This window comes from Cupriavidus sp. TMH.W2 (assembly GCF_050847365.1).
In the GTDB taxonomy this organism is placed as follows: Bacteria; Pseudomonadota; Gammaproteobacteria; order Burkholderiales; family Burkholderiaceae; genus Cupriavidus.
Genome location: NZ_CP193792.1, coordinates 2,973,036 through 2,994,493 on the forward strand (window position 1 = coordinate 2,973,036; position 21,458 = coordinate 2,994,493).

18 protein-coding genes are annotated in these 21,458 nt (G+C 66.9%); 9 read left to right on the plus strand and 9 right to left on the minus strand.

From position 1 onward, the window contains the following. Positions 1–440: 440 nt before the first annotated feature. Together ispH and ACREYQ_RS13650 are read right to left on the minus strand one after the other, a co-directional pair. A complete protein-coding gene (gene ispH / locus ACREYQ_RS13645) occupies positions 441–1,406 on the minus strand; it encodes a 4-hydroxy-3-methylbut-2-enyl diphosphate reductase (RefSeq protein ID WP_432258115.1) in 966 nt (321 codons plus the stop codon). Between the two features lie 29 nt (positions 1,407–1,435). Next, positions 1,436–1,924: an FKBP-type peptidyl-prolyl cis-trans isomerase gene (locus tag ACREYQ_RS13650; protein ID WP_432258116.1), complete on the minus strand. Its 489-nt coding sequence runs from the start codon at positions 1,922–1,924 to the stop codon at positions 1,436–1,438. 102 nt (positions 1,925–2,026) lie between these two features. Between ACREYQ_RS13650 and radC the strand changes: the two genes are divergently transcribed. From radC to nadB, 4 genes are all read left to right on the plus strand, one after another. Further along, complete coding sequence (radC, locus tag ACREYQ_RS13655; protein WP_432258117.1) at positions 2,027–2,713, plus strand: RadC family protein; 687 nt, start codon at positions 2,027–2,029, stop codon at positions 2,711–2,713. Between the two features lie 191 nt (positions 2,714–2,904). Continuing rightward, complete coding sequence (gene rpmB / locus ACREYQ_RS13660; RefSeq protein WP_006575661.1) at positions 2,905–3,138, plus strand: 50S ribosomal protein L28; 234 nt, start codon at positions 2,905–2,907, stop codon at positions 3,136–3,138. A gap of 13 nt (positions 3,139–3,151) precedes the next feature. Beyond that, positions 3,152–3,322 (plus strand): 50S ribosomal protein L33, encoded by a 171-nt coding sequence (gene rpmG, locus ACREYQ_RS13665; protein ID WP_078197739.1) that lies wholly within the window; start codon positions 3,152–3,154, stop codon positions 3,320–3,322. A 142-nt stretch (positions 3,323–3,464) separates the two neighbouring features. Continuing rightward, on the plus strand, positions 3,465–5,057 hold the full coding sequence (nadB, locus tag ACREYQ_RS13670; RefSeq protein WP_432258118.1) for an L-aspartate oxidase: 1,593 nt from the start codon (positions 3,465–3,467) through the stop codon (positions 5,055–5,057). A gap of 155 nt (positions 5,058–5,212) precedes the next feature. On the opposite strand, the gene nadC is transcribed toward nadB, so the two are convergent. From nadC to purN, 6 genes are all read right to left on the minus strand, one after another. Continuing rightward, a complete protein-coding gene (gene nadC, locus ACREYQ_RS13675; RefSeq protein ID WP_432258119.1) occupies positions 5,213–6,076 on the minus strand; it encodes a carboxylating nicotinate-nucleotide diphosphorylase in 864 nt (287 codons plus the stop codon). Then, positions 6,073–7,227, minus strand: coding sequence for a quinolinate synthase NadA (gene nadA, locus ACREYQ_RS13680; RefSeq protein ID WP_432258120.1), 1,155 nt, complete (start codon positions 7,225–7,227; stop codon positions 6,073–6,075). Before nadA ends, nadC begins: the two co-directional genes overlap by 4 nt. Positions 7,228–7,354: 127 nt before the next feature. Continuing rightward, positions 7,355–8,545, minus strand: a complete 1,191-nt coding sequence (locus ACREYQ_RS13685; RefSeq protein ID WP_432258121.1) for a DesA family fatty acid desaturase — start codon at positions 8,543–8,545, stop codon at positions 7,355–7,357. Positions 8,546–8,931: 386 nt separating this feature from the next. Next, entirely contained in the window at positions 8,932–10,338 is a 1,407-nt protein-coding gene (locus ACREYQ_RS13690) for a mechanosensitive ion channel family protein (RefSeq protein ID WP_432258122.1), read from the minus strand. Positions 10,339–10,403: 65 nt separating this feature from the next. Continuing rightward, entirely contained in the window at positions 10,404–11,798 is a 1,395-nt protein-coding gene (locus ACREYQ_RS13695; protein WP_432258123.1) for an RsmB/NOP family class I SAM-dependent RNA methyltransferase, read from the minus strand. Further along, positions 11,795–12,463 carry a phosphoribosylglycinamide formyltransferase gene (gene purN, locus ACREYQ_RS13700; protein WP_432258124.1) on the minus strand — a complete coding sequence of 223 codons (669 nt, stop codon included), beginning with the start codon at positions 12,461–12,463 and terminating at the stop codon, positions 11,795–11,797. Before purN ends, ACREYQ_RS13695 begins: the two co-directional genes overlap by 4 nt. A 254-nt stretch (positions 12,464–12,717) precedes the next feature. Here purN and ACREYQ_RS13705 point away from each other — a divergent pair, with 254 nt between their 5' ends. Then, positions 12,718–13,377 (plus strand): response regulator, encoded by a 660-nt coding sequence (locus tag ACREYQ_RS13705; RefSeq protein ID WP_432258125.1) that lies wholly within the window; start codon positions 12,718–12,720, stop codon positions 13,375–13,377. Positions 13,378–13,407: 30 nt separating this feature from the next. On the opposite strand, the gene ACREYQ_RS13710 is transcribed toward ACREYQ_RS13705, so the two are convergent. Beyond that, positions 13,408–15,222 (minus strand): hybrid sensor histidine kinase/response regulator, encoded by a 1,815-nt coding sequence (locus tag ACREYQ_RS13710; RefSeq protein WP_432258126.1) that lies wholly within the window; start codon positions 15,220–15,222, stop codon positions 13,408–13,410. 238 nt (positions 15,223–15,460) lie between these two features. Between ACREYQ_RS13710 and ACREYQ_RS13715 the strand changes: the two genes are divergently transcribed. The 4 genes from ACREYQ_RS13715 to coaBC all read left to right on the plus strand — a co-directional run bounded on the left by ACREYQ_RS13715 (position 15,461) and on the right by coaBC (position 21,394). Further along, the gene (locus ACREYQ_RS13715) at positions 15,461–16,456 is read left to right on the plus strand and encodes a bifunctional riboflavin kinase/FAD synthetase (protein WP_432258127.1); all 996 of its coding nucleotides are present in this window, start codon (positions 15,461–15,463) and stop codon (positions 16,454–16,456) included. Positions 16,457–16,578: 122 nt separating this feature from the next. After that, complete coding sequence (gene ileS / locus ACREYQ_RS13720) at positions 16,579–19,473, plus strand: isoleucine--tRNA ligase (protein WP_432258128.1); 2,895 nt, start codon at positions 16,579–16,581, stop codon at positions 19,471–19,473. Further along, positions 19,473–20,003 carry a signal peptidase II gene (lspA, locus tag ACREYQ_RS13725; RefSeq protein WP_432258129.1) on the plus strand — a complete coding sequence of 177 codons (531 nt, stop codon included), beginning with the start codon at positions 19,473–19,475 and terminating at the stop codon, positions 20,001–20,003. The genes ileS and lspA overlap by 1 nt, the downstream gene beginning before the upstream one ends. Positions 20,004–20,191: 188 nt before the next feature. Further along, the gene (coaBC, locus tag ACREYQ_RS13730) at positions 20,192–21,394 is read left to right on the plus strand and encodes a bifunctional phosphopantothenoylcysteine decarboxylase/phosphopantothenate--cysteine ligase CoaBC (protein ID WP_432258130.1); all 1,203 of its coding nucleotides are present in this window, start codon (positions 20,192–20,194) and stop codon (positions 21,392–21,394) included. The last annotated feature ends 64 nt before the right edge of the window (positions 21,395–21,458 follow it).

Here is a 21,458-nt window from a genome sequence, read left to right on the forward strand (position 1 = left end):
ATCCTTAACCATTTACCGGCCAAATGAGCTAGGGAATTTCCCCAATGCACAGATTGCGGCAATTCCCGCTCACATGATGCGGTTGCCCCACATACTTACAAGAATCGTGCCTGCACTGCCCGCATGGGGCGAATGAGCATCGCCGGCGCCACCTATAATGCTCCTTTATTAATTAGGTGTTCCATATAAATGCAATGGCGCCGATCTCTAATGTGCAGAATGTAACGCCGCACCATAATAGGGAAAACCCGAGATCCGGGGATTACCCTGATTTGTCTGACGCAAAAGACAGGCATCAATGGCTGCACCGTGCGCGTGCATTAATCGGGCGATCGATGGCGACCTGCCAGTCCGAAGGCGCCAAAAACAAAAAGGGCGCCACATCAAGCGGCGCCCTCTTAATCAGGCAGGACTGAATGGCGGGCACGCCCGCGCATGCCTCACGCGGCTGCGCTGGTGGGCACCAGCCCGCGCGGCAGCGGGAAGGCCATGTTCTCTTCGATGCCATCGAGCGGGCGCACCTGGCGCGCACCAAGTTCGCGCAGGCGCTCGACGATCGACTGGGCCAGCGCCTCGGGCGCCGAGGCACCGGCGGTCAGGCCGATGCGGCGCTTGCCGGCAACCCACTCGGGCCGCACCTGTCCGGGCGCATCCACCATATAGGCCGGCACCCCCAGCCGCTCGGCCAGCTCGCGCAGGCGGTTGGAGTTGGAGCTGTTGGGGCTGCCCACGACGATCACTACTTCCACCTGCGGCGCCATGAACTTGACCGCGTCCTGGCGGTTCTGCGTGGCGTAGCAGATGTCCTGCTTCTTGGGCTCGCGGATCTGCGGGAAGCGCGCCTTGAGCGCGGCCACGATCTCGCGGGTCTCGTCCACCGACAGCGTGGTCTGGGTGACGTAGGCCAGGCGCGAGGGATCGGCGATCCGCAGCTTGCCGACATCGCCGACCGACTCCACCAGCACCATGCCGCTGTTGGCCTGGCCCATGGTGCCCTCGACCTCCGGGTGGCCGCGATGGCCGATCATCACGATCTCGCAGCCCTCCGCGCGCATCTTGCTGACCTCGACATGCACCTTGGTCACCAGCGGGCAGGTGGCATCGAACACATGCAGCCCGCGCGCGGCAGCGTCCTCGCGCACTTCGCGCGACACGCCATGGGCGCTGAAGATGACGGTGGCGCCGGCCGGCACCTCGTCGAGCTCGCGCACGAACACCGCGCCCTTGCGGCGCAGGTCGGCCACCACATAGGCGTTGTGCACGATTTCGTGGCGCACGTAGATGGGCGCGCCGAAGCGCGCGAGCGCGCGCTCGACAATCTCGATGGCACGGTCCACGCCGGCGCAGAAGCCGCGCGGCTGGGCCATCAGGATTTCTGCGTCGGGTGCGGGGGTCAGGTCAGGCATGCTGCGGTATCGGAACAGGTTCGGCGCGCTCACAGAATGCCGATCAGCTGCACGTCGAACAGGATGGTCTGCCCGGCCAGCGGATGGTTGAAGTCGAACAGCGCAGCCGTCTCTCCGATCTCCTTGAGCACGCCCGCGTACTTGCCGCCGCCGGGCGCGTTGAATTCCACCAGGTCGCCCGGGCTGTAGTCCTCTTCGAACGAGCTGTTCTCGCGCAGCGTGGCGAGCGACACCCACTGCAGCAACTCGGGGTTGCGCGGGCCGAAAGCCTGCTCCGGCGCCAGCCGGTAGGTCATGCGCTCGCCCTCAGGCATGCCCAGCAGCGCCTGTTCGAGCGTGGGCGCGAACTGGCCCTGCCCCAGCAGCAGCGTCGCGGGTTTCTCTTCGAACGTGCTGACGACTTCGGTGCCGTTCTCGAGCGCGATGCTGTAGTGCAGGGTCAGAAAAGAGTCTGGCTGGACAGTCTTGCGGCCAGCCGTGCCGCCGTCGGCTTCCGACGCGAAAGTTTGCAAATTCATGGGTGATCAACCGGTCAACAGCCCGTATTGTATTCGACTAGCCCATCGCCCGCCGCCCCGGGCCCGCAGCACCTGATCACGACGTGACTACCTGGACTGCCCATGACCATTGCCAACTGGCCCGCCTGCGAGCGGCCCCGCGAGAAACTGCTGGAAAGCGGCGCCGCCGCGCTGTCCGATGCCGAGCTGCTGGCGGTCCTGCTGCGCGTGGGCACGGTCGGCAAAAGTGCCGTGGACCTCGCACGCGAACTACTGCACCGTTTCGGCTCGCTGACGGCCCTGTTCGCGGCCGAGGGGCGTGCCCTGACCGGCATCAGGGGCATGGGCGCAACCAAATACGCCCAGTTGCAGGCCATCCCCGAACTGGCGCGCCGCGCGCTGGCAGAATCGCTGCGGCTGCCCACCGGCTTTGACTCGCAGGCGGCGGTGCGCAGCTATCTGCGCCTGACGCTGGCACCGCTGCCGCACGAGGTCTTCCTGTGCCTGTTCCTGGATCCGCGCAACCGCATGGTGGCCAGCGAAGAACTGTTCCGCGGCACCCTGACGCGCACCGCCGTCTACCCGCGCGAGGTGGCGCGCCAGGCGCTGGTGCATAATGCGGCGGGCATCATCGTGGCCCACAACCACCCGCGCGGCACCACCGCGCCCAGCCAGAGCGACATCCACCTGACCCGCGAACTGGCGCGCACGCTGGACTTGATCGACGTGCGGCTGCTGGACCATTTCATCGTGGCCGGACAGGAAATCCGCTCGCTGGCCGACTGCTGCGAGCGCCTGCCTGGGCTGTGACGCCAACGCCACGGCACAAGCCAGGCAGCCACGCCCGGTGACGGCAAAGCACAGAAGGCATTGATTCGGCGGGGGAATCCGGTCTATAATGCCCGTTTTGCTGAAGTCTCAACCGCTGCAGTCCGGGCCCGCGCGCCTTTTGTTGATCTGTTGCGAACATTGTCCACGAATAGAAGATTTAGGAGTGCTTCATGGCACGCGTCTGTCAAGTGACCGGGAAAGCGCCGATGGTCGGCAACAACGTTTCCCACGCAAACAACAAGACCAAGCGCCGTTTTCTGCCCAACCTGCAGAATCGTCGTTTCTTCGTTGAATCCGAAAACCGCTGGGTGAGCCTGCGCGTCTCGAACGCCGGCCTGCGCCTGATCGACAAGAAAGGCATCGACTCCGTGCTCGCCGACCTGCGCGCACGCGGCGAAGTCTAATTAGGAGCACATCATGGCAAGCAAGGGCGGCCGCGACAAGATCAAGCTGGAATCGACCGCAGGTACGGGTCACTTCTACACGACTACCAAGAACAAGCGCACCATGCCGGAAAAGATGGAGATCATGAAGTTCGATCCCGTCGTTCGCAAGCACGTCGCTTACAAGGAAACCAAGATCAAGTAATTGATCCCGGTTCCCGCCAGAAAGCCCCGCCATGCCGCGGGGCTTTTTGTTTGTCGGCACGGCACTGCTGCACGGCGTGGCGCGCGGGTGTAGACTTTCGCGTTCCCCCCATCTGCCAAGCGCCCCCGGCGCACTCCGCACCATGAATTTCGACGTCGCCATCGTCGGCAGCGGCCTGGCCGGCCTTACGGTCGCGCTGCAACTGGCCGACACCCACCGGGTGGCCATCCTCAGCAAGCGCGCCATGACCCACGGCGCCAGCGACTGGGCGCAGGGCGGCATCGCCGCCGTGCTGGATTCCGGCGACAGCCATGACGAGCACACGCAGGACACGCTCATTGCCGGTGCGGGGCTGTGCGATGAAGAGGCAACGCGCTTCATCGTGGAGCATGGGCGCGAGGCCATCCAGTGGCTGATCGACCGCGGCGTGCCGTTCACGCGCGACGCGCAGGCCGAACTGGGCTTCCACCTGACGCGCGAAGGCGGCCACAGCCGCCGGCGCATCATCCACGCGGCCGACGCCACCGGCCATGCCGTGGTCAGCACGCTGCTGCAGCAGGCGACGCAGCACCCGAACATCACCATCCTGGAAGACCACTTCGCGATCGACCTGATCACCTCGCGCAAGCTGGGTCTGCCGGGCAACCGCTGCTACGGCCTCTACGTGCTGGACGACAGCACCGGCGCGGTGCACACCCTGACCGCCACGCACACCGTGCTGGCCGCCGGCGGCGCGGGCAAGGTCTACCTGTACACCACCAACCCGGACACGGCCACCGGCGACGGCATCGCCATGGCCTGGCGCGCGGGCTGCCGGGTGTCGAACATGGAATTCATCCAGTTCCACCCGACCTGCCTGTACCACCCCTATGCCAAGTCCTTCCTGATCTCCGAAGCGGTGCGCGGCGAAGGCGGCCTGCTCAAGCTGCCCGACGGCACCCGCTTCATGCCCGAACACGACGAGCGCGCCGAACTGGCCCCGCGCGACGTGGTCGCGCGCGCGATCGACTTCGAGATGAAGAAGCGCGGCCTGGACTGCGTCCACCTGGATATCAGCCACCAGCCCGAGTCCTTCCTGAAGGAACACTTCCCGACCATCCACGCGCGCTGCCTGGAGCTCGGCATCGACATCACGCGCGAGCCGATCCCCGTGGTGCCGGCCGCCCACTACACCTGCGGCGGCGTGGTGACAGACACCTCGGGCCGTACCGACATCGGCAACCTGTACGCCGTGGGCGAAACCGCCTGCACCGGCCTGCACGGCGCCAACCGGCTGGCGTCCAACTCGCTGCTCGAATGCATGGTGATCGGGCGCGCCGCGGCAGAGGACATCGCGGCCAAGGACAAGGCCGGCCTGCCGGACATCACGCTGCCCGCCTGGGATGAGAGCCGCGTCTCCGATGCCGACGAGGAAGTGGTGGTGTCGCACAACTGGGACGAACTGCGCCGCATGATGTGGAACTACGTCGGCATCGTGCGCACCAGCAAGCGGCTGGAACGCGCCCAGCACCGCATCGGCCTGCTGCGCGAGGAGATCGCCGAGTACTACGCCAATTTCCGCGTCACCAGCGACCTGCTCGAGCTGCGCAACCTGGTCGAGGTGGCCTCGCTGATCGTGGACAGCGCCTATTCGCGCCATGAAAGCCGGGGGCTGCATTTCAGCCGCGACTATCCGGAAGCGCTGCCCAAGGCGTTGCCGACAGTGATGCAGCCGCCTGCCGCTCGCAAGCGCTGACGCGCGAGTTTCAGCCGATTGTGTGCTCCCTCTCCCGCGTGCGGGAGAGGGTTGGGGTGAGGGCCGGAGTATCGACGAAGTGAGGCGTGTCGGTCTGCCAGCGCCTGCCCTCACCCCCTGCCCCTCTCCCGCAAGCGGGAGAGGGGAGCAAACAATCAGCCGATGATGCGCAAGGAGTAGTCCGTCGCCCGCACGTCCTTGGTCAGCGCACCCACCGAGATCCGGTCCACGCCGGTTTCGGCAAAGGTGCGGATGGTATCGGCATTGACGCCGCCCGACACCTCCAGCAGCGCCCTGCCCTGGTTGAGCCTGACCGCATCCTGCATCATCGGCACGGTGAAGTTGTCGATCAGCACGGACCTGGCGCCGGCCGCCAGCGCTTCTTCCAGCTCGGGCAGCGTTTCCACCTCGATCTGCACCGATGCGCTGGTGTCCAGCGCCAGCGCCGCCTGCATGGCAGCGGTGATGCTGCCGGCCGCGGCAATATGGTTTTCCTTGATCAGGATGCCGTCGTACAGCGCCAGGCGCTGGTTCTCGCCGCCGCCGATGCGGACCGCATACTTCTGTGCCAGACGCAGGCCCGGCAGCGTCTTGCGCGTATCCAGCACGCGTGCGCGGGTGCCGGCGATCAGGTCGGCATAGCGGCGCGTGACGGTGGCCACGCCGGACAGCAGCTGAAGGAAGTTCAACGACGGGCGCTCCGCGGTCAGCAGCGAGCGCGCCGGGCCGGTGATCTCGCAAACCACGGAGTCCGGCGCCATGCGCGCGCCTTCCTGCTGCAGCCAACGCACTTGCAGCGCCGGGTCGACCGCGCGCATGCAGGCATCGAACCACGGCTGGCCGCACAGCACCGCCGACTCGCGCACGATCACGCGCGCGCGCGCCGCCTTAGCCGCAGGCACCAGCAGGCCGGTCAGGTCGCCGCTGCCGACATCCTCGGCGATGGCGGCCTGCACATTGGCTTGCAGCGCGGCCTGCAGCGCCGCGCCGTAACTATCGAAAACGGGGTTCACGCTCATGCCGGGCCGATCCCCTGGAACAGCGCCTGCTCCCTGGCCAGGTCGGCCGACGGCCGCACGTTGCGCTTCTGCGCGGCAGCGAAGTCCAGCATGCGGTCGATGCAGGTCACCGCCTGGCGCCCGGTCGCCGGGTCGACATGGATTTCGTTGCGGCCGGTTTCCAGCACCTCGGCCAGGTTGGTGAGCGCGTTCATGGCCATCCACGGGCAGTGCGCGCAGCTCTTGCAGGTGGCGCTGTTGCCGGCGGTGGGCGCTTCAATGAAATGCTTGCCGGGCGCGGCCATGCGCATCTTGTGCAGGATGCCGTTGTCCGTGGCGACGATGAATTCGGTCGCATCCAGCTTCTGGGCGGCCTCGATCAACTGCGAGGTCGAGCCGACCACGTCGGCCTGCGCCACTACGTTCTCCGGCGACTCCGGGTGCACCAGGATCCTGGCGTTGGGGAATTCACGGCGCAGCAGGTCCAGCTCGATGCCCTTGAACTCGTCGTGCACCAGGCACGAGCCCTGCCACAGCAGCATGTCGGCACCGGTCTGCTTCTGGATATAGCTGCCCAGGTGCTTGTCCGGTGCCCACAGGATCTTCTTGCCCTGCGCATGCAGGTGCTCGACGATCTTCAGGCCGATGCTGGAGGTCACCATCCAGTCCGCGCGCGCCTTCACGGCGGCACTGGTATTGGCGTAGACCACCACGGTGCGGTCCGGGTGCGCATCGCAGAAGGCGGTGAACTCGTCGGCCGGGCAACCCAGGTCGAGCGAGCAGGTCGCATCCAGGTCCGGCATCAGCACGGTCTTTTCAGGGCTCAGGATCTTGGCGGTCTCGCCCATGAAGCGCACGCCCGCCACCACCAGGGTCTGGGCCTCGTGGTCGCGGCCGAAGCGCGCCATTTCGAGGGAGTCGGAAACGCAGCCGCCGGTTTCCTCGGCCAGGTCCTGCAGGTCGGCGTCGACGTAGTAGTGCGCCACCAGCACCGCGTTGCGCTCCTTGAGCAGGCGGCGGATACGCGCCTTCAGCGACTGGCGCTCATCGGGCGTCAGCACCGGCGGCACCTTGGCCCAGGCATGGGCCACGCAGCTGCCGCCAGTGGCGTTCTCGGCATCCGCCAGGTTCGGTTTTTCGAACTCGACGGTCTTGATCGATTGTGGGGTCATCTCCGGTACTCCTCTAGACCTCCGCCAGCAAGGGTGCGGCCCGGCCAGAATATTGGGGAGTTTATCTAAAACAAAAGCCCCGCCATGGGCGGGGCTTTGTCAAACCATACGGCACGGCCGCATTGTATCAGGCGTAGCGGCGCAGGCGCAGCGAGAAATCCTGCAACGCCTGGATGCCGCTGGCCTCGGCGCGGTGGCACCAGGCCTGCAGCTGCTGCAGCAGCTGCTCGCGCGTCAGGTTGGAACGGCCCCAGATGGCGGCCAGTTCACGGCGCATTTCCACGAAGGTCTGCAGCGCCTTGTTCTGCTCGACGATACTGGCCAGCTGCTCGCGCTGCGGCGCGGCCAGCTTGGCTTCCTCGCGGTGGATCCACTTGCTGGCGGGCTTGAAGCTGCGGTACTCGGCCACGCGGCCTTCCTTGAGCCGTTCCAGTTCCTGGCGGAACGCGCCCTTGACGGCCTTGGCGTAGCGCGCCATCACGTCATAGCGGTTGGCGATGATGGCTTCCAGCGTGTTGTGGTCGACCGGACGAGCCTCCACCAGGCGTGCCTTGGGCGGGGTCTTCTTGACCTTGGCCAGGCCGACCGCCTGCATCGCACGGATATAGCCCCAGCCCACATCGAACTCATACCACTTGATCGAGAACTTGGCCGAGGTCGGGTAGGTGTGGTGGTTGTTGTGCAGCTCTTCGCCACCGATGATCAGGCCCCACGGCGACACGTTGGTCGAGGCGTCCTCGCAATCGTAGTTGCGGTAACCCCACCAGTGGCCCAGGCCATTGATCACGCCGGCGGCATGGATCGGGATCCACAGCATCTGCACCGCCCACACGGTCATGCCGATCACGCCGAACAGCGCCAGGTCGATGATCAGCATCAGGCCCACGCCCTGCCAGCCGAAGCGCGAGTACACATTGCGCTCGACCCAGTCATTGGGGCAGCCGTGGCCGAACTTGGCGACGGTTTCCTTGTTCTTGGCTTCGGCGCGATACAGCTCCGCGCCCTCCAGCAGCACCTTGCGGATGCCGCGGGTCTGCGGGCTGTGCGGATCGTCTTCGGTTTCGCACTTGGCGTGGTGCTTGCGGTGGATGGCGGTCCACTCGCGCGTGACCATGCCGGTGGTCAGCCACAGCCAGAAGCGGAAGAAATGCTGCGCAATGGGGTGCAGATCCAGCGACCGGTGCGCCATGCAGCGGTGCAGGAAGATGGTGACGCCGGCGATCGTGATATGCGTCACCACGAGCGTGTAGATGACGATCTCCCACCAGGTCCAGTTGGCAAGGCCGTTGGCGGCCCAGTCAAGAATAGTGTCGAACAAACTGTTCTCCGTCGGTTAAACAGGGACTTTCCCGTGCAGGCCAGCGGGGCCGGTGCACGCAACGCGCAGAAAAAAGGCTGCGAACCCAAGTGATTGCGGTAGCTTTCTGGCGCCTGCCACGGGACCTGAAGCCAATCCGGGTTCCCAGGCACACGAGTCTCGCGCCGGCGCTGGAATGGCGCAGGGCTGGCGGGACAAGGTACGAGCCGCTGCAATCTGGCGGCTGTCTGATGTGGGAGCGTACGCCTGCAACCTAGGCTGCAACCCGCGACAACCCGGCATTCTACCGGATCGCGGGACGCGCAAGCATACGCTATTTCCCGGATTTTGACGGCACGCAACGGTTTTCGTTCCTGGGGTGGCGCATACTGCGCCCATCCGCGGGACTATGCCGCGCTCGCCGCATTCGCGGCATCCGCTATTGCCTTAGATGGGGGCAGATCGGTGCCGGGCAAGGGTGCTTCGCCCAGCACGCGGACTTCGCGCTGCGGATAGGGAATGGAAATGCCATGCTCGCGCAGCGTGCGCCAGATCGCGCGGTTCATCGCCGACTGCACGCCCAGCTTGCCGTTCTGCGGATCGGCGATATTGACCGCCACCTCGTACTCGATGCCGCTGTCGGCAAACAGCACCAGGAAGGCGGCCGGCGCGGGCTCGGGCAGCACGCGCGGCAGCTCGCGCACGCAGGCGGTCAGCAGTGCGATCACGGTTTCCGGATCGGCATTGTAGTCAGCCTGCACACGTGTCGCCACGCGCACACTGGTATTCGAAAATGAATGGTTCTGCACCGGCTGCGCCACCAGTTGCTCATTCGGCACCAGTGTTTCGCCGTCGCCGTTTCGCACCACGGTGTAGCGGGTGCGGATCTGCGACACGATGCCGGTGTACTTGTCCACCGTGATCTGGTCGCCCAGCTTGACCGAGTGGTCCAGCAGGATGATGAAGCCGGAGATGTAGTTGCTGGCGATCTTCTGCAAACCCAGCCCCAGGCCCACGCCGAGCGCGCCGCCGAAGACCGACAGCACGGTCAGGTCAATCCCCACCAGCGACAGGCTCAGCAGCAGCGACACCAGCAGCAGCAGGGCCTTGGAGATGCGCGTCAGCACCACCTTCAGGTTGCCGTCGAGGCTGGTCGAGCGCATCAGCCGCTCTTCCAGCCAGGAGCCGAACCACAGCGCCACCAGCACCGTCAGCAGGATCCAGACCACCGCCATCAGGGTCTCGGCCACGCTGATCTTCTGCTTGCCGCCGATGGAAAAACGCACACCCTCCATCCACGCCACCACGTCGCCCAGCACGCCCAGCACGTACAGCGTCATGCCGACCCAAACCAGCGTGGTCAGCACCTTTTCCACCAGCAGCAGCATGCCGTGCAGCTGCCCGCTGCCCGCCATCACCCGGCGCAGCACATAGAAGGTGAAATTCAGGGCGGTGATGCCGAACAGCGGCACCAGCGCCAGCCGCAGCACGCTGATCGGAATCAGCGGCGCCAGCGCGAAGCGGGCGCTCAGCACCAGCACCCAGCCGGCCAGCGGGAACATGGCGCGCTCGAGGCTGGCGGCGGCAAAGCGCACGGAAAAGCTCGAGCTTTCATACCGCGCTTCCAGGCGCCGCACGACAAAACGGGCCAGCGGCCACGCCACCAGCAGGCAGCCGGCCACCACCAGCAGCTGCCAGAAGAAGCCCGGCCCGCCTGCATCGCGGATCAGGTCGTCCAGCATCTTGCCGAACATCGAATGGGAGGCCTTCAGGTTCTTCAAGCCACCCAGGTCGGACAGGGTTTCACCGTTCATGGTGCAGATTCAGGGTTGGCGCCGCCGCCCGCGCGCGCGGCGGGCGGTCCGGCAGGCAACAGCGCTCAGCTGGTGCGTTCCAGCACCGCGGCAAAGAAGCCGTCGGTCTGGTGCAGGTGCGGATACAGGGCAAACATGCCGTTGTCCGCCAGACCTGTCACTTCGATCTTCTGCTCGGCCAGCACGTCGGTGGCCGGCACCAGGCGGAAGTTGGGATGCGCCGCCAGGAAGTCGCGCACGATCTGCTCGTTTTCGGCTTCCAGCACGCTGCAGGTCGCGTAGACCACGCGCCCGCCTCCCTTCACCAGCCGCGCGGCGGAGTCCAGGATCGCGCTTTGCTTGGCGGTCAGTTCCAGCACCGACTCCGGCGATTGCCGCCACTTCAGGTCGGGGTTGCGCCGCAGCGTGCCCAGCCCGCTGCACGGCGCGTCGACCAGCACGCGGTCGGCCTTGCCGGCCAGGCGCTTGATCTTGGCGTCGCGCTCGGAATCGATCAGCACCGGATGGACGTTGGACAGGCCGCTGCGCGCCAGCCGCGGCTTCAGGTTGGCCAGGCGCTTTTCCGACACGTCGAAGGCATAGAGCCGGCCGGTCGAGCGCATCGCCGCGCCCAGCGCCAGCGTCTTGCCGCCCGCGCCGGCACAGAAGTCGACCACCATCTCGCCGCGCTTGGGCGCGACCAGGTTGCACAGCAGCTGGCTGCCTTCGTCCTGCACCTCAACCAGGCCGTTGACGAAGATCGGCAGCTGGTTCAGCGCCGGCTTGCCGGCCATGCGGATGCCGGCCGGCGCCATCGGCGTGGGCTCGGCGCCCAGGCCGGCGCCCTGCAGCTCGGCCAGCGCCGCCTCGCGGCTGGTCTTGGCCAGGTTGACGCGCAGGTCCAGCGGCGCCGGGCGCAGCCAGGCATCGCCCAGGGCCGCGGCAAAGGCGTCGCCATGCTGGCGCACCAGTTCGTCGTACAGCCACTCGGGCAGGTTGGCGCGCACGCGCGGCGCCAGGCTGGAGCGCTCGATCGTGGTCAGGCGGTCCAGCCATTCGGCTTCTTCGGGATGCAGGAACGGCGTCAGCGTGTCGCGGCCCAGGGTCGCGGCCAGGCCCAGCAGCGCGAGGCGGCGCGAGGTTGCGCCCGTGCCGCTTTCGGCAAACTGGGCAAACTCGACGCGCCGGCGCAGCACCGCGTAGATCGCCTCGGCGATGATGCCGCGCTCGCGGTGACCAAGCTTGGCGTTCTCGCGGAAGTAATAGCTGACCACGGCATCGGCCGGGCGCGCGAACAGCATGACCTTGCCCAGCAGGCGGTCGATATGCTGGATATGGGTGGCATGCAGCCCGCCGTGCGAGCGCACCGGGGCGCCGCTGGCATCGGGCGACTTGCGGATGGGGCTGCCCTTGCCCTTGCTGCGCGCGGGGGCGCGGCCTTCGCTGCGCGGGGACCGGGTTCCTGCCTGGGTACGGCTCATGCCTTGACTCCTGCCGCCGGGATAACGGCGGAGATGGCCATCAGCAATTGCGGTTCGGCCGGGTTGATAACGTTGACTACGCCGTCCTGCAGCTGCAGGCGGTTCTCGACGAACCATTGCACGGCGCGGGGATAGATCACATGCTCGCATTCGAGCAGGCGCTCTGCCAGGCTCTCGGGCGTATCCGTGGGCAGCACGTCGAGTGCAGCCTGGATCACGATCGGACCATGATCCAGTTCAGGGGTCACGAAGTGGACGGTGGCGCCATGCAGCTTGACGCCGGCGTCCAGCGCCTGCTTGTGGGTGTTCAGGCCCGGGAAGCACGGCAGCAGCGACGGATGGATATTCAGCAGCCGGCCCGCATAGCGGTCGACGAAACCGGGCGTGAGTATACGCATGAAACCCGCCAGCACCACCAGATCGGGCGCATGGGCGTCGATGGCCTCCGCCAGCGCCGCGTCAAAGGCGGCCCGGTCAGGGTGCTGGCGATGGTCGACCACGCCGGTTTCAATGCCTTGCTGCTGCGCAAACCGCAGCCCGGCGGCATCCGGCCGGTTCGACAGTACCGCCGCCACGCGGGCGGGCCAGCCGCCGCCTGCGCAGGCACGGACGATGGCTTCCATGTTGGAGCCCCGCCCGGAAATCAGGATGACAATTTTTTTCATCGCGCAATTCTACCAAGGCAAGGCACCAAACTCCGGCAACGCCAACCCATTACGGGCTTAATTCACTGAATTCGGACAGTAGCGAAGACTCTGCCCTGTGGTAGCGAAGCCCTATAACCCGATTGATGGATTGTGACGCTTCGCCCCCTCTGCTAGAGTGGGCCATACGTCCACGCGCCATTCCCGTGCAAGACACGGGGCTCTGCGGAGCTGGTGACAACAAGGACGAAACGGGAAATTGAACGGGAATTCGCATGTCGAACGCTGCACCGACGTTGTTGGTGGTCGATGATCATCCTATGGCCTTGTCAGGGACCACGGCCTTCCTGGCCGAAGTGATGCCGGATGTGGCAGTCCATGCCGCCGGCAGTGCCCGCGAGGCCCTCTCCACCCTGCAGCAGGGCTTGCGCCCCGATATCGTGCTGCTGGATATCTGGCTGAACGACGGCACTGGCTTCGATGCCATGCAGTCGTTCAAGACTGTCATCCCGGGCGCGCGCTTTATCTTCATGTCCGCCGAGGCCACGCCTGAAATCGTCGGCCGCGCCCGCGCGCTGTCGGCCTGCGGCTTCGTTGGCAAGCATCTGGATGCCAGCGCCTTCACCGCCGCGGTGCGCAAGGTGCTGGCGGGCGACACCTCCTTCCCCACCGATGAGGCCCTGAACGGGCACGCGCAGTCGTTCGGCCCGGCCCACGGCATTCCGGTCACGCCGGCCGAACTCGGCCTGACGCCGCGCCAGGGCTCGGTGCTGGCGCTGGTGCTCGAAGGCCTGCCGAACAAGGTGATCGCGCGCCGGCTGGGGCTGACCGAGAACACCGTCAAGGAACATGTGTCGGCCATCCTGCAGCGCCTGGGCGTGCGCACCCGCATGCAGGTCATGTCCCGGATGGAACGGTTCCGGCTGCGCCAGTAAGGCCGGCCCACCCTGTCCCTGGTTCCGGCCCTAGGCCGGCCGCAGCCAGCGCCGCAGCAGCATCCGCAGCGAAGCCGGGTCCACCGGCTTGGGCAGCACGAAATATCCCGCCTCTTCCGCCGCCGCCAGCGCGGCCGACTTCAGGTCGCCGGTCAGCAGCGCGCTGCGCGCCTGCGGCTGCGTGTTCTGCCAGCGCTCGAGCAGGTCCAGCCCGTTCTCGCTGCCGGGCAGGCGCAGGTCGCAGAAGATGATGTCCGGGCGCAGGCCCCTGGCAAACAGCTGGTCGGCCTCGGCGCCGTGCGCGGCGCAGGCGACGCGGATGCCCCAGGCCTCCATCAGCGCAATCCAGGCCTTGCGGATCTGGCTGTCGTCATCGACCACCAGCACGGTGCCCTGCAGGCGATCGGGCTTGGCCTCCTCGGCCTGCGCCATGGCGCGCATCGCGCGCACGCTTTCGACGGTCTCGGCCGGCACCGGCGCCAGCGCGAACCAGAACACCGAACCCTTGCCCGGCACCGAGCGCACGCCGTAGGTGCCGCGCATCAGCCGCACACATTCCTTGAAGATGGCCAGCCCCAGGCCCAGGCCCTGCGACGGGTCGCGCTGCGGATTGTGGACCTGGTAGTACGGCGAGAAGATGTCCGGCAGGTGCTCGGGCGTGACGCCGGCGCCGGTGTCCCACACTTCCAGCCGCACGTTCTTGCGGCGCTGGCGCGCGGTCACCAGCACGCCGCCGCGCTGGGTGTAGCGCAGCGCGTTCTGCACCAGGTTGAACAAGGCCCGGCGCAGCAGCACGGGCTCGGCCATTGCATAGAGCTCGTCGGGCACGCGCGGCGTCAGCGTCAGCCCGCTTTCGCGCGCGTCAGCGGCAAACTGGCTCATCACGTCGCGGATCAGCGCGCCCAGCTCGCACGGCTCCAGCGTCGGCAAGACCTTGCGCCCTTCCAGCTTGGACAGGTCCAGCAGCGAGCGGAACAACAGGTCGATGGTCTGGGTGCCCGCCGCCACCTGCTCCACCAGCGGATGGAGCGCCGTCGACTGGTTGCGCGCGCGCAGCGCCTCCACCAGCATCACCAGCGCATGCACCGGCTGGCGCAGGTCGTGGCTGGCGGCAGCCAAAAAGCGCGACTTCTCCTCGCTGGCGTGCAGCGCGCGCTCCTTTTCGTGCTGGAACTGCTTGGCCAGGCGCCGGCTGTCGCTCTCGAGCTGGATCGCGCGCACCAGCGTCACCTGCAGGTTGAAGGCATGGCGCGACAACATCAGCCCATAGATCACCAGCAGGACCTGGACATAAGCGCCATGGCCGGGGAAGGCAAATTCCGCCATCAGGATATTGGGCACCAGGATCGGCACGCCGGCATAGACCAGGTTCGACGGCACCGGCGCCTGCGATACCGCGCCGCCAGCCAGCACCCCCAGGGTCAGCAGGTACAGCACGCAGGAGAACACCGCCGAGTCCGTATACAAATGCAGCAGCGCCGAGCTGCCCCAGGTCATGCCGGTCAGGAAGGCGACCGCGCGCATATTGTTCCACCACTTGCGCGTGTGCACCGAACGGCTCATCGAGGCATGGTCGCGCTGGTAGCCCAGGTAGAACCACAGGCCGCCGACTGTCAGCAGCAACATCACCGCGCACCAGCCGAGCAGGGCCGAATGGCTCGCGTCGCGCCAGAAGCCAAGGGCGGTCAGAGCAGGCAGCACCACCGAGGCCACGATTGCCGTGGGTGCATTCTTGTGCACGATGGCCATCAGCTTGGCGCGCGTTTCGACGTCGAGCTGGGCGGTTGTCTGGGGCAGGACTCGGGGCAGGAGCCGGGAAAAAAACCGGGTAGGCAGCGCTTTCAAGTGAGGTGGGCCTGGAGTGGGCGGAGATCGGGAGCGCCGCGGGGCAGTGTCCGGAATGAGGCCGAAAAGCGGCCGAAGTGCCCCATATCATGCCGCCTTTTGCCACATCGCGCCATGCCATGAGGGCCGGTTGCGGCACAAAAGCCGCAGCGCGGCGCCGGCCTGGGGCGGCAGGAGCGGCAACCCGACCCATTCGCCTTATAATGCTCGCTTTACCTGAACGTTTCCCGCCGTCCCCGTGAAAGTCTTCCGCGGCCTGCCCAACGCCGAGAGCCGGGCGCCCTGCGCGCTCACCATCGGCAATTTCGACGGTGTGCATCGCGGCCACCAGTCGCTGCTCGCGCGCGCGCGCGCGGCGGCGGATGCGCGCGGCCTGCCGCTGTGCGTGATGACCTTCGAGCCGCATCCGCGCGAGTTCTTCACCCCGGACAAGGCCCCCACCCGCATCGCGCTGCTGCGCGACAAGCTGGAAAGCCTGCGCCGCAACGGCGTGGACCGCGTGGTGGTGGAACACTTCAACGCCCACTTTGCCGGCCAGTCGCCGCAGGACTTCGTCGAGAACGTGCTGTGGCACGGCCTGCACACGCGCTGGCTGCTGGTGGGCGACGACTTCCGCTTCGGCGCCAGGCGCGCCGGCGACTTTGCCTACCTGCAGGATGCCGGGCACCGTTATGGCTTCGATGTCGAGCAGATGGGCTCGGTATCCGAGGGCGGCATCCGCATTTCCAGCTCGGCGGTGCGCCAGGCGCTGGCCGACGGCGACCTGGAGCATGCCCGGCGCCTGCTCGGCCACGGCTATGCCATCAGCGGCCACGTGATCCACGGCCGCAAGCTGGGCCGCGACCTGGGCTTCCCGACGCTGAACCTGCGCATCTCGCACAAGCGGCCGGCGGTCAACGGCATCTTCGTGGTCCAGGTGCACGGCATCGCCGGCCAGCCGCTGCCCGGCGTGGCCAGCATCGGCGTGCGCCCCACCATCGAGGACGCCGGCCGCGTGCTGCTGGAAGTCCACCTGTTCGATTTCAATGACAGCCTGTACGGCAAGCTGGTGCGGGTCGAATTCATGAAGAAGCTGCGCGACGAGGCGCGCTTCGACAACCTGGACGAGCTCACCGCCGCGATCGCCAAGGACAGCGCCGATGCACGCGCCTTCTTCGGCCTGACCGCGCCGGGCGCCGCTGAAGGCAGCGGCGCCCGCGACTTCGCCACCTCCGCCACCGACCGAATTAGGTAGCGGCCGGCGCCCCCGCACTGTGCTGCGCGGGCCCCGGTTCGCACGCCGCCCGCCCCAGTCTTCACGCGCGCCCGCCGGCCTGTTGCCAGCCGCGCGCCAACCGAATTGCCCTGAGAATCGAAATGTCTGACGACAAACGCGCCAAGCCCGAGAAAAGCAAATACCCCGTCAACCTGCTCGACACGCCCTTCCCGATGCGTGGCGACCTGCCCAAGCGCGAGCCGCAGTGGGTCAAGCAGTGGCAGGACAAGCAGCTCTACAAGAAGATCCGCGCGGCGCGCAGGGGCGCGAAGAAGTTCGTGCTGCATGACGGCCCGCCGTATGCCAACGGCGATATCCATATCGGCCACGCCGTCAACAAGGTGCTCAAGGACATGATCATCAAGGCGCGCGGCCTGACCGGGCTGGACGCCGTCTACGTGCCGGGCTGGGACTGCCACGGCATGCCGATCGAGATCCAGATCGAGAAGAAGTTCGGCAAGGGCCTGCCGGTGCAGGAGGTCCAGGCCAAGGCGCGCGCCTACGCCACCGAGCAGATCAAGCGCCAGATGGTGGACTTCGAGCGCCTGGGCGTGCTCGGCGACTGGGACCACCCCTACCTGACCATGAACCACAGCAACGAGGCGGATGAGTTGCGCGCCCTCGGCAAGATCATGGAGAAGGGCTATGTGTTCCGTGGCCTGAAGCCGGTGAACTGGTGCTTCGACTGCGGCTCGGCGCTGGCCGAGGCCGAGGTCGAGTACAAGGACAAGGTCGACCTGTCGATCGACGTGGGCTTCCCGTTCGCCGAAGCCGACAAGCTGGCGCACGCCTTCAAGGTGCCCTTCGACCAGATCAACGGCAAGCCGGGCTGGATCGTGATCTGGACCACCACGCCGTGGACCATCCCGAGCAACCAGGCACTGAACGTGCACCCCGAGGTGGAATACGCGCTGGTCGAGACCCCGCGCGGCTACCTGATCCTGGCCACCGAGCGTGTCGAGGAGCAACTGAAGGTCTACGGCCTGGAAGGCAAGGTCGTGGCCACCACCACCGGCGCGGCGCTGTCGGAAATCCGCTTCCACCACCCGCTGGCCAAGATGGACGCGGGCTATGACCGCCTGTCGCCGGTCTACCTGGGCGACTACGTCACCACCGACACCGGCTCGGGCATCGTGCACTCGGCGCCGGCCTACGGCGTGGAAGACTTCCAGTCGTGCAAGGCGCACGGCATGGCGGATTCGGACATCATCAGCCCGGTGATGGGCAACGGCGTCTATGCCGGCACGCTGCCGCTATTCGGCGGGCTGTCGATCTGGGACGCCAACCCGAAGATCGTTGAGGTGCTGCAGGCTTCGGGCAACCTGTTCAATTCGCACAAGTACACCCACAGCTACATGCACTGCTGGCGCCACAAGACGCCGATCATCTACCGCGCCACCTCGCAGTGGTTCGCGGGCATGGACGTGGACCCGACCGAGGAGAACGGCAAGACCGCGCCGACCCTGCGCGAGACCGCGCTGGCCGGCATCGACGCCACCGAGTTCTTCCCGGCCTGGGGCAAGCAGCGCCTGCACAACATGATCGCCAACCGGCCGGACTGGACGCTGTCGCGCCAGCGCCAGTGGGGCGTGCCGATGGCCTTCTTCGTGCACAAGGAAACCGGCGCGCTGCACCCGCGCACGCCGCAGCTGCTGGAAGAAGTCGCCAGGCGCGTCGAGCAGCACGGCATCGAAGCCTGGCAGGCGCTGGACCCGGCCGAGCTGCTGGGCGACGAAGCCAGCCAGTACGAGAAGAACCGCGACACGCTGGACGTGTGGTTCGACTCCGGCACCACGCACTGGACCGTGATCCGCGGTTCGCACCGCGAGGACCTGTACGATCCGTCCGCCGATGCGCCCGATGGCCGCCTGGCGGACCTGTACCTGGAAGGCTCGGACCAGCACCGCGGCTGGTTCCACTCGTCGCTGCTGACCGCGTCGATGCTGTACGGCAAGCCGCCCTACAAGGCGCTGCTGACGCACGGCTTCACCGTCGACGGCGAAGGCCGCAAGATGTCCAAGTCGGTCGGCAATACCGTGTCGCCGCAGGACATCTCGAACAAGATGGGCGCCGAGATCATCCGCCTGTGGGTGGCCTCGACCGACTATTCCGGCGAGCTGTCGATCTCGGACGAGATCCTCAAGCGCGTGGTGGAAAGCTACCGCCGCATCCGCAATACGCTGCGCTTCCTGCTGTCCAACCTGTCCGACTACGATCACGCCAGGCACGCGCTGCCGGCGTCGGAATGGCTGGAGATCGACCGCTATGCCGTGGCGCTGACCGCGCAGCTGCAAAAGGAAGTGCTGTCGCACTACGAGTCGTATGAATTCCACCCGGTGGTGGCCAAGCTGCAGACCTTCTGCTCCGAGGACCTGGGCGGCTTCTACCTCGACGTGCTGAAGGACCGCCTGTACACCACCGCGCCGGACTCCAAGGCCCGCCGCGCGGCGCAGAACGCGCTGTACCACATCACCCAGGCGATGCTGCACTGGATGGCGCCGTTCCTGTCGTTCACCGCCGAAGAAGCGTGGCAGATCTTCGCCCACGGCACCGGGCACACCGACACCATCTTCACCAGCACCTACTACGCGGTGCCGGAAGTCGACGACGGCACCGACGACCTGCTGCAAAAGTGGCACACCCTGCGTGAAGTGCGCGCGGAAGTCACCAAGCAGCTCGAAGCCGTGCGCGTGGAGGGCGAGATCGGCTCGTCCCTGCAGGCCGAGCTGACCATCCAGGCCGGCGGCCCGGTGCTGGAAGCGCTGCAGAGCCTGGGCGACGACCTGCGCTTCGTGCTGCTGACCTCGTCGGCCAAGGTCACGCACGCGCCCGAGGCCGGCGACCTGCTGGTCACGGTGACCCCGTCGGCCCATGCCAAGTGCGAGCGCTGCTGGCACTACCGCGCCGATGTCGGCCACAACCCGGACCATCCGACCCTCTGCGGGCGCTGCGACAGCAACCTGTTCGGCGCCGGCGAACACAGGAGCCATGCCTGATGGCATCGACCACGTCCCGTTCCGCGCGTCCGGCACGCCGCAACAACAAGGCCGCAAGCGGCACCACGCCGCTACTGTGGATGGCCTTCGCGCTGCTGGTGGTGCTGCTCGACCAGTTCTTCAAGATCGTCATCGTCCGCAGCTTCACCTATGGTGAATCGCGCCCGGTGACCCGCTTCTTCAACCTGGTGCTGGTCTACAACAAGGGCGCGGCGTTCAGCTTCCTGGCCGATGCCGGCGGCTGGCAACGCTGGTTTTTCACCGGGCTGGGCCTCGTGGTCGGCGCGTTCATCGTCTGGCTGCTGTACCGCCATACCGGCCAGCGCATGTTCTGCTTCGCGGTGTCTCTGATCCTGGGCGGCGCGGTGGGCAATGTGATCGACCGCGTGGTCTACGGACACGTGATCGACTTCCTGGATTTCTACGTGCGCAACTACCACTGGCCGGCGTTCAACGTGGCCGACTGCGCGATCACGGTCGGCGCGGTACTGCTGATCGTGGACGAACTGCGGCGGGTGCGGCGCCACTGAGCGCACTGATTGTGTTCCCTCTCCCCTCATGGAGAGGGTAGGGTGAGGGGTGGTTTAGCAAGGCACCACGCCACCAGAACCGCCCGCCCTCTCCCCCTGCCCCTCTCCCGCCGTGCCAGAGAGGGGAGCCAACCCTCAGCCGGCTTCCCCGGTATCATTTCCCTTTCTCCCCAGCCAGGTTCCTCACCATGGATTTGCGCGGCAAGCACATCGTTCTCGGCCTGACCGGCGGCATCGCCTGCTACAAGTCGGCCGAACTGGTCCGCCTGCTGACCAAGGTCGGCGCCACCGTGCAGGTGGCCATGACCGAGGCGGCGACGCATTTCATTACGCCGGTGACGATGCAGGCACTGTCCGGCCGGCCGGTCTTCCTGTCGCAGTGGGACGCCCGCATCGACAACAACATGGCGCACATCGACCTGTCGCGCGAGGCCGATGCCATCGTCATCGCTCCAGCCTCGACTGATTTCATGGCGCGCCTGGCCAACGGGCTGTGCGACGACCTGCTCAGCACCCTGTGCATCGCGCGCGACTGCCCGCTGCTGGTGGCGCCGGCGATGAACCGCCAGATGTGGGCCGCGCCCGCCACCCAGCGCAACGCCGCGCAGCTGCGCGCCGACGGCGTGATGATCCTGGGCCCGGGCAGCGGCGACCAGGCCTGCGGCGAGGTCGGCGACGGCCGCATGCTGGAACCGGAAGAACTGGTCGAGGACATCATCGCCTTCTTCCAGCCCAAGCCGCTGCAAGGCAAGCGCGTGCTGATCACCGCCGGCCCGACCTTCGAGGCGATCGACCCGGTGCGCGGCATCACCAACCTGTCGTCCGGCAAGATGGGCTTCTCGATCGCGCGCGCGGCACGCGAGGCCGGCGCCCAGGTGCTGCTGGTGGCCGGCCCCACCGGCCTGCCCACCCCGCGCGGCGTGGTGCGCACCGACGTGCGCAGCGCGCAGCAGATGCACGACTCGGTGATCGCGCAGCTGCATGGCGTGGATGTCTTTGTCGCCGTGGCCGCGGTGGCGGACTGGCGTCCGGCCGAGGTCGCGCAGCAGAAGCTGAAGAAGGCCAACGACACCGATACGCCCACGCTGCAGTTCGTGCAGAACCCCGACATCCTGGCCGCGGTGGCGGCGCGGGCCGACGCGCCCTACTGCGTCGGCTTTGCCGCCGAAAGCGAGAACCTGGAGCAATACGGCGAGCAGAAGCGCCAGCGCAAGGGCGTGCCGCTGCTGGTCGGCAATATCGGCCACCACACCTTCGGCCTGGACGACAACGAGATCGTGCTGTTCGACGCCGCCGGCATGACCCGGCTGCCGCGCGCCGACAAGCTGTCGCTGGCGCGCCAGCTGGTCGCGGCCATCGGCCAGCGCCTGCCCGGGCGGACGCGGCCCTGATCGCGGGCGCGCGTCCGGTATCATGCGCGGCTGCCACCTATTCCGTTGAACCGATTTCCCCCAG

Bases quoted from the DNA above. Each gene is read 5' to 3' on its own strand.
- ACREYQ_RS13705 (WP_432258125.1), top strand. From the start codon at position 12,718: ATGTCGAACGCTGCACCGACGTTGTTGGTGGTCGATGATCATCCTATG.
- rpmB (WP_006575661.1), top strand. From the start codon at position 2,905: ATGGCACGCGTCTGTCAAGTGACCGGGAAAGCGCCGATGGTCGGCAAC.
- coaBC (WP_432258130.1), top strand. From the start codon at position 20,192: ATGGATTTGCGCGGCAAGCACATCGTTCTCGGCCTGACCGGCGGCATC.
- ispH (WP_432258115.1), bottom strand. From the start codon at position 1,406: ATGCCTGACCTGACCCCCGCACCCGACGCAGAAATCCTGATGGCCCAG.
- ACREYQ_RS13650 (WP_432258116.1), bottom strand. From the start codon at position 1,924: ATGAATTTGCAAACTTTCGCGTCGGAAGCCGACGGCGGCACGGCTGGC.
- radC (WP_432258117.1), top strand. From the start codon at position 2,027: ATGACCATTGCCAACTGGCCCGCCTGCGAGCGGCCCCGCGAGAAACTG.
- rpmG (WP_078197739.1), top strand. From the start codon at position 3,152: ATGGCAAGCAAGGGCGGCCGCGACAAGATCAAGCTGGAATCGACCGCA.
- lspA (WP_432258129.1), top strand. From the start codon at position 19,473: ATGGCATCGACCACGTCCCGTTCCGCGCGTCCGGCACGCCGCAACAAC.
- purN (WP_432258124.1), bottom strand. From the start codon at position 12,463: ATGAAAAAAATTGTCATCCTGATTTCCGGGCGGGGCTCCAACATGGAA.
- nadC (WP_432258119.1), bottom strand. From the start codon at position 6,076: ATGAGCGTGAACCCCGTTTTCGATAGTTACGGCGCGGCGCTGCAGGCC.
- ACREYQ_RS13695 (WP_432258123.1), bottom strand. From the start codon at position 11,798: ATGAGCCGTACCCAGGCAGGAACCCGGTCCCCGCGCAGCGAAGGCCGC.
- nadA (WP_432258120.1), bottom strand. From the start codon at position 7,227: ATGACCCCACAATCGATCAAGACCGTCGAGTTCGAAAAACCGAACCTG.
- ileS (WP_432258128.1), top strand. From the start codon at position 16,579: ATGTCTGACGACAAACGCGCCAAGCCCGAGAAAAGCAAATACCCCGTC.
- nadB (WP_432258118.1), top strand. From the start codon at position 3,465: ATGAATTTCGACGTCGCCATCGTCGGCAGCGGCCTGGCCGGCCTTACG.
- ACREYQ_RS13690 (WP_432258122.1), bottom strand. From the start codon at position 10,338: ATGAACGGTGAAACCCTGTCCGACCTGGGTGGCTTGAAGAACCTGAAG.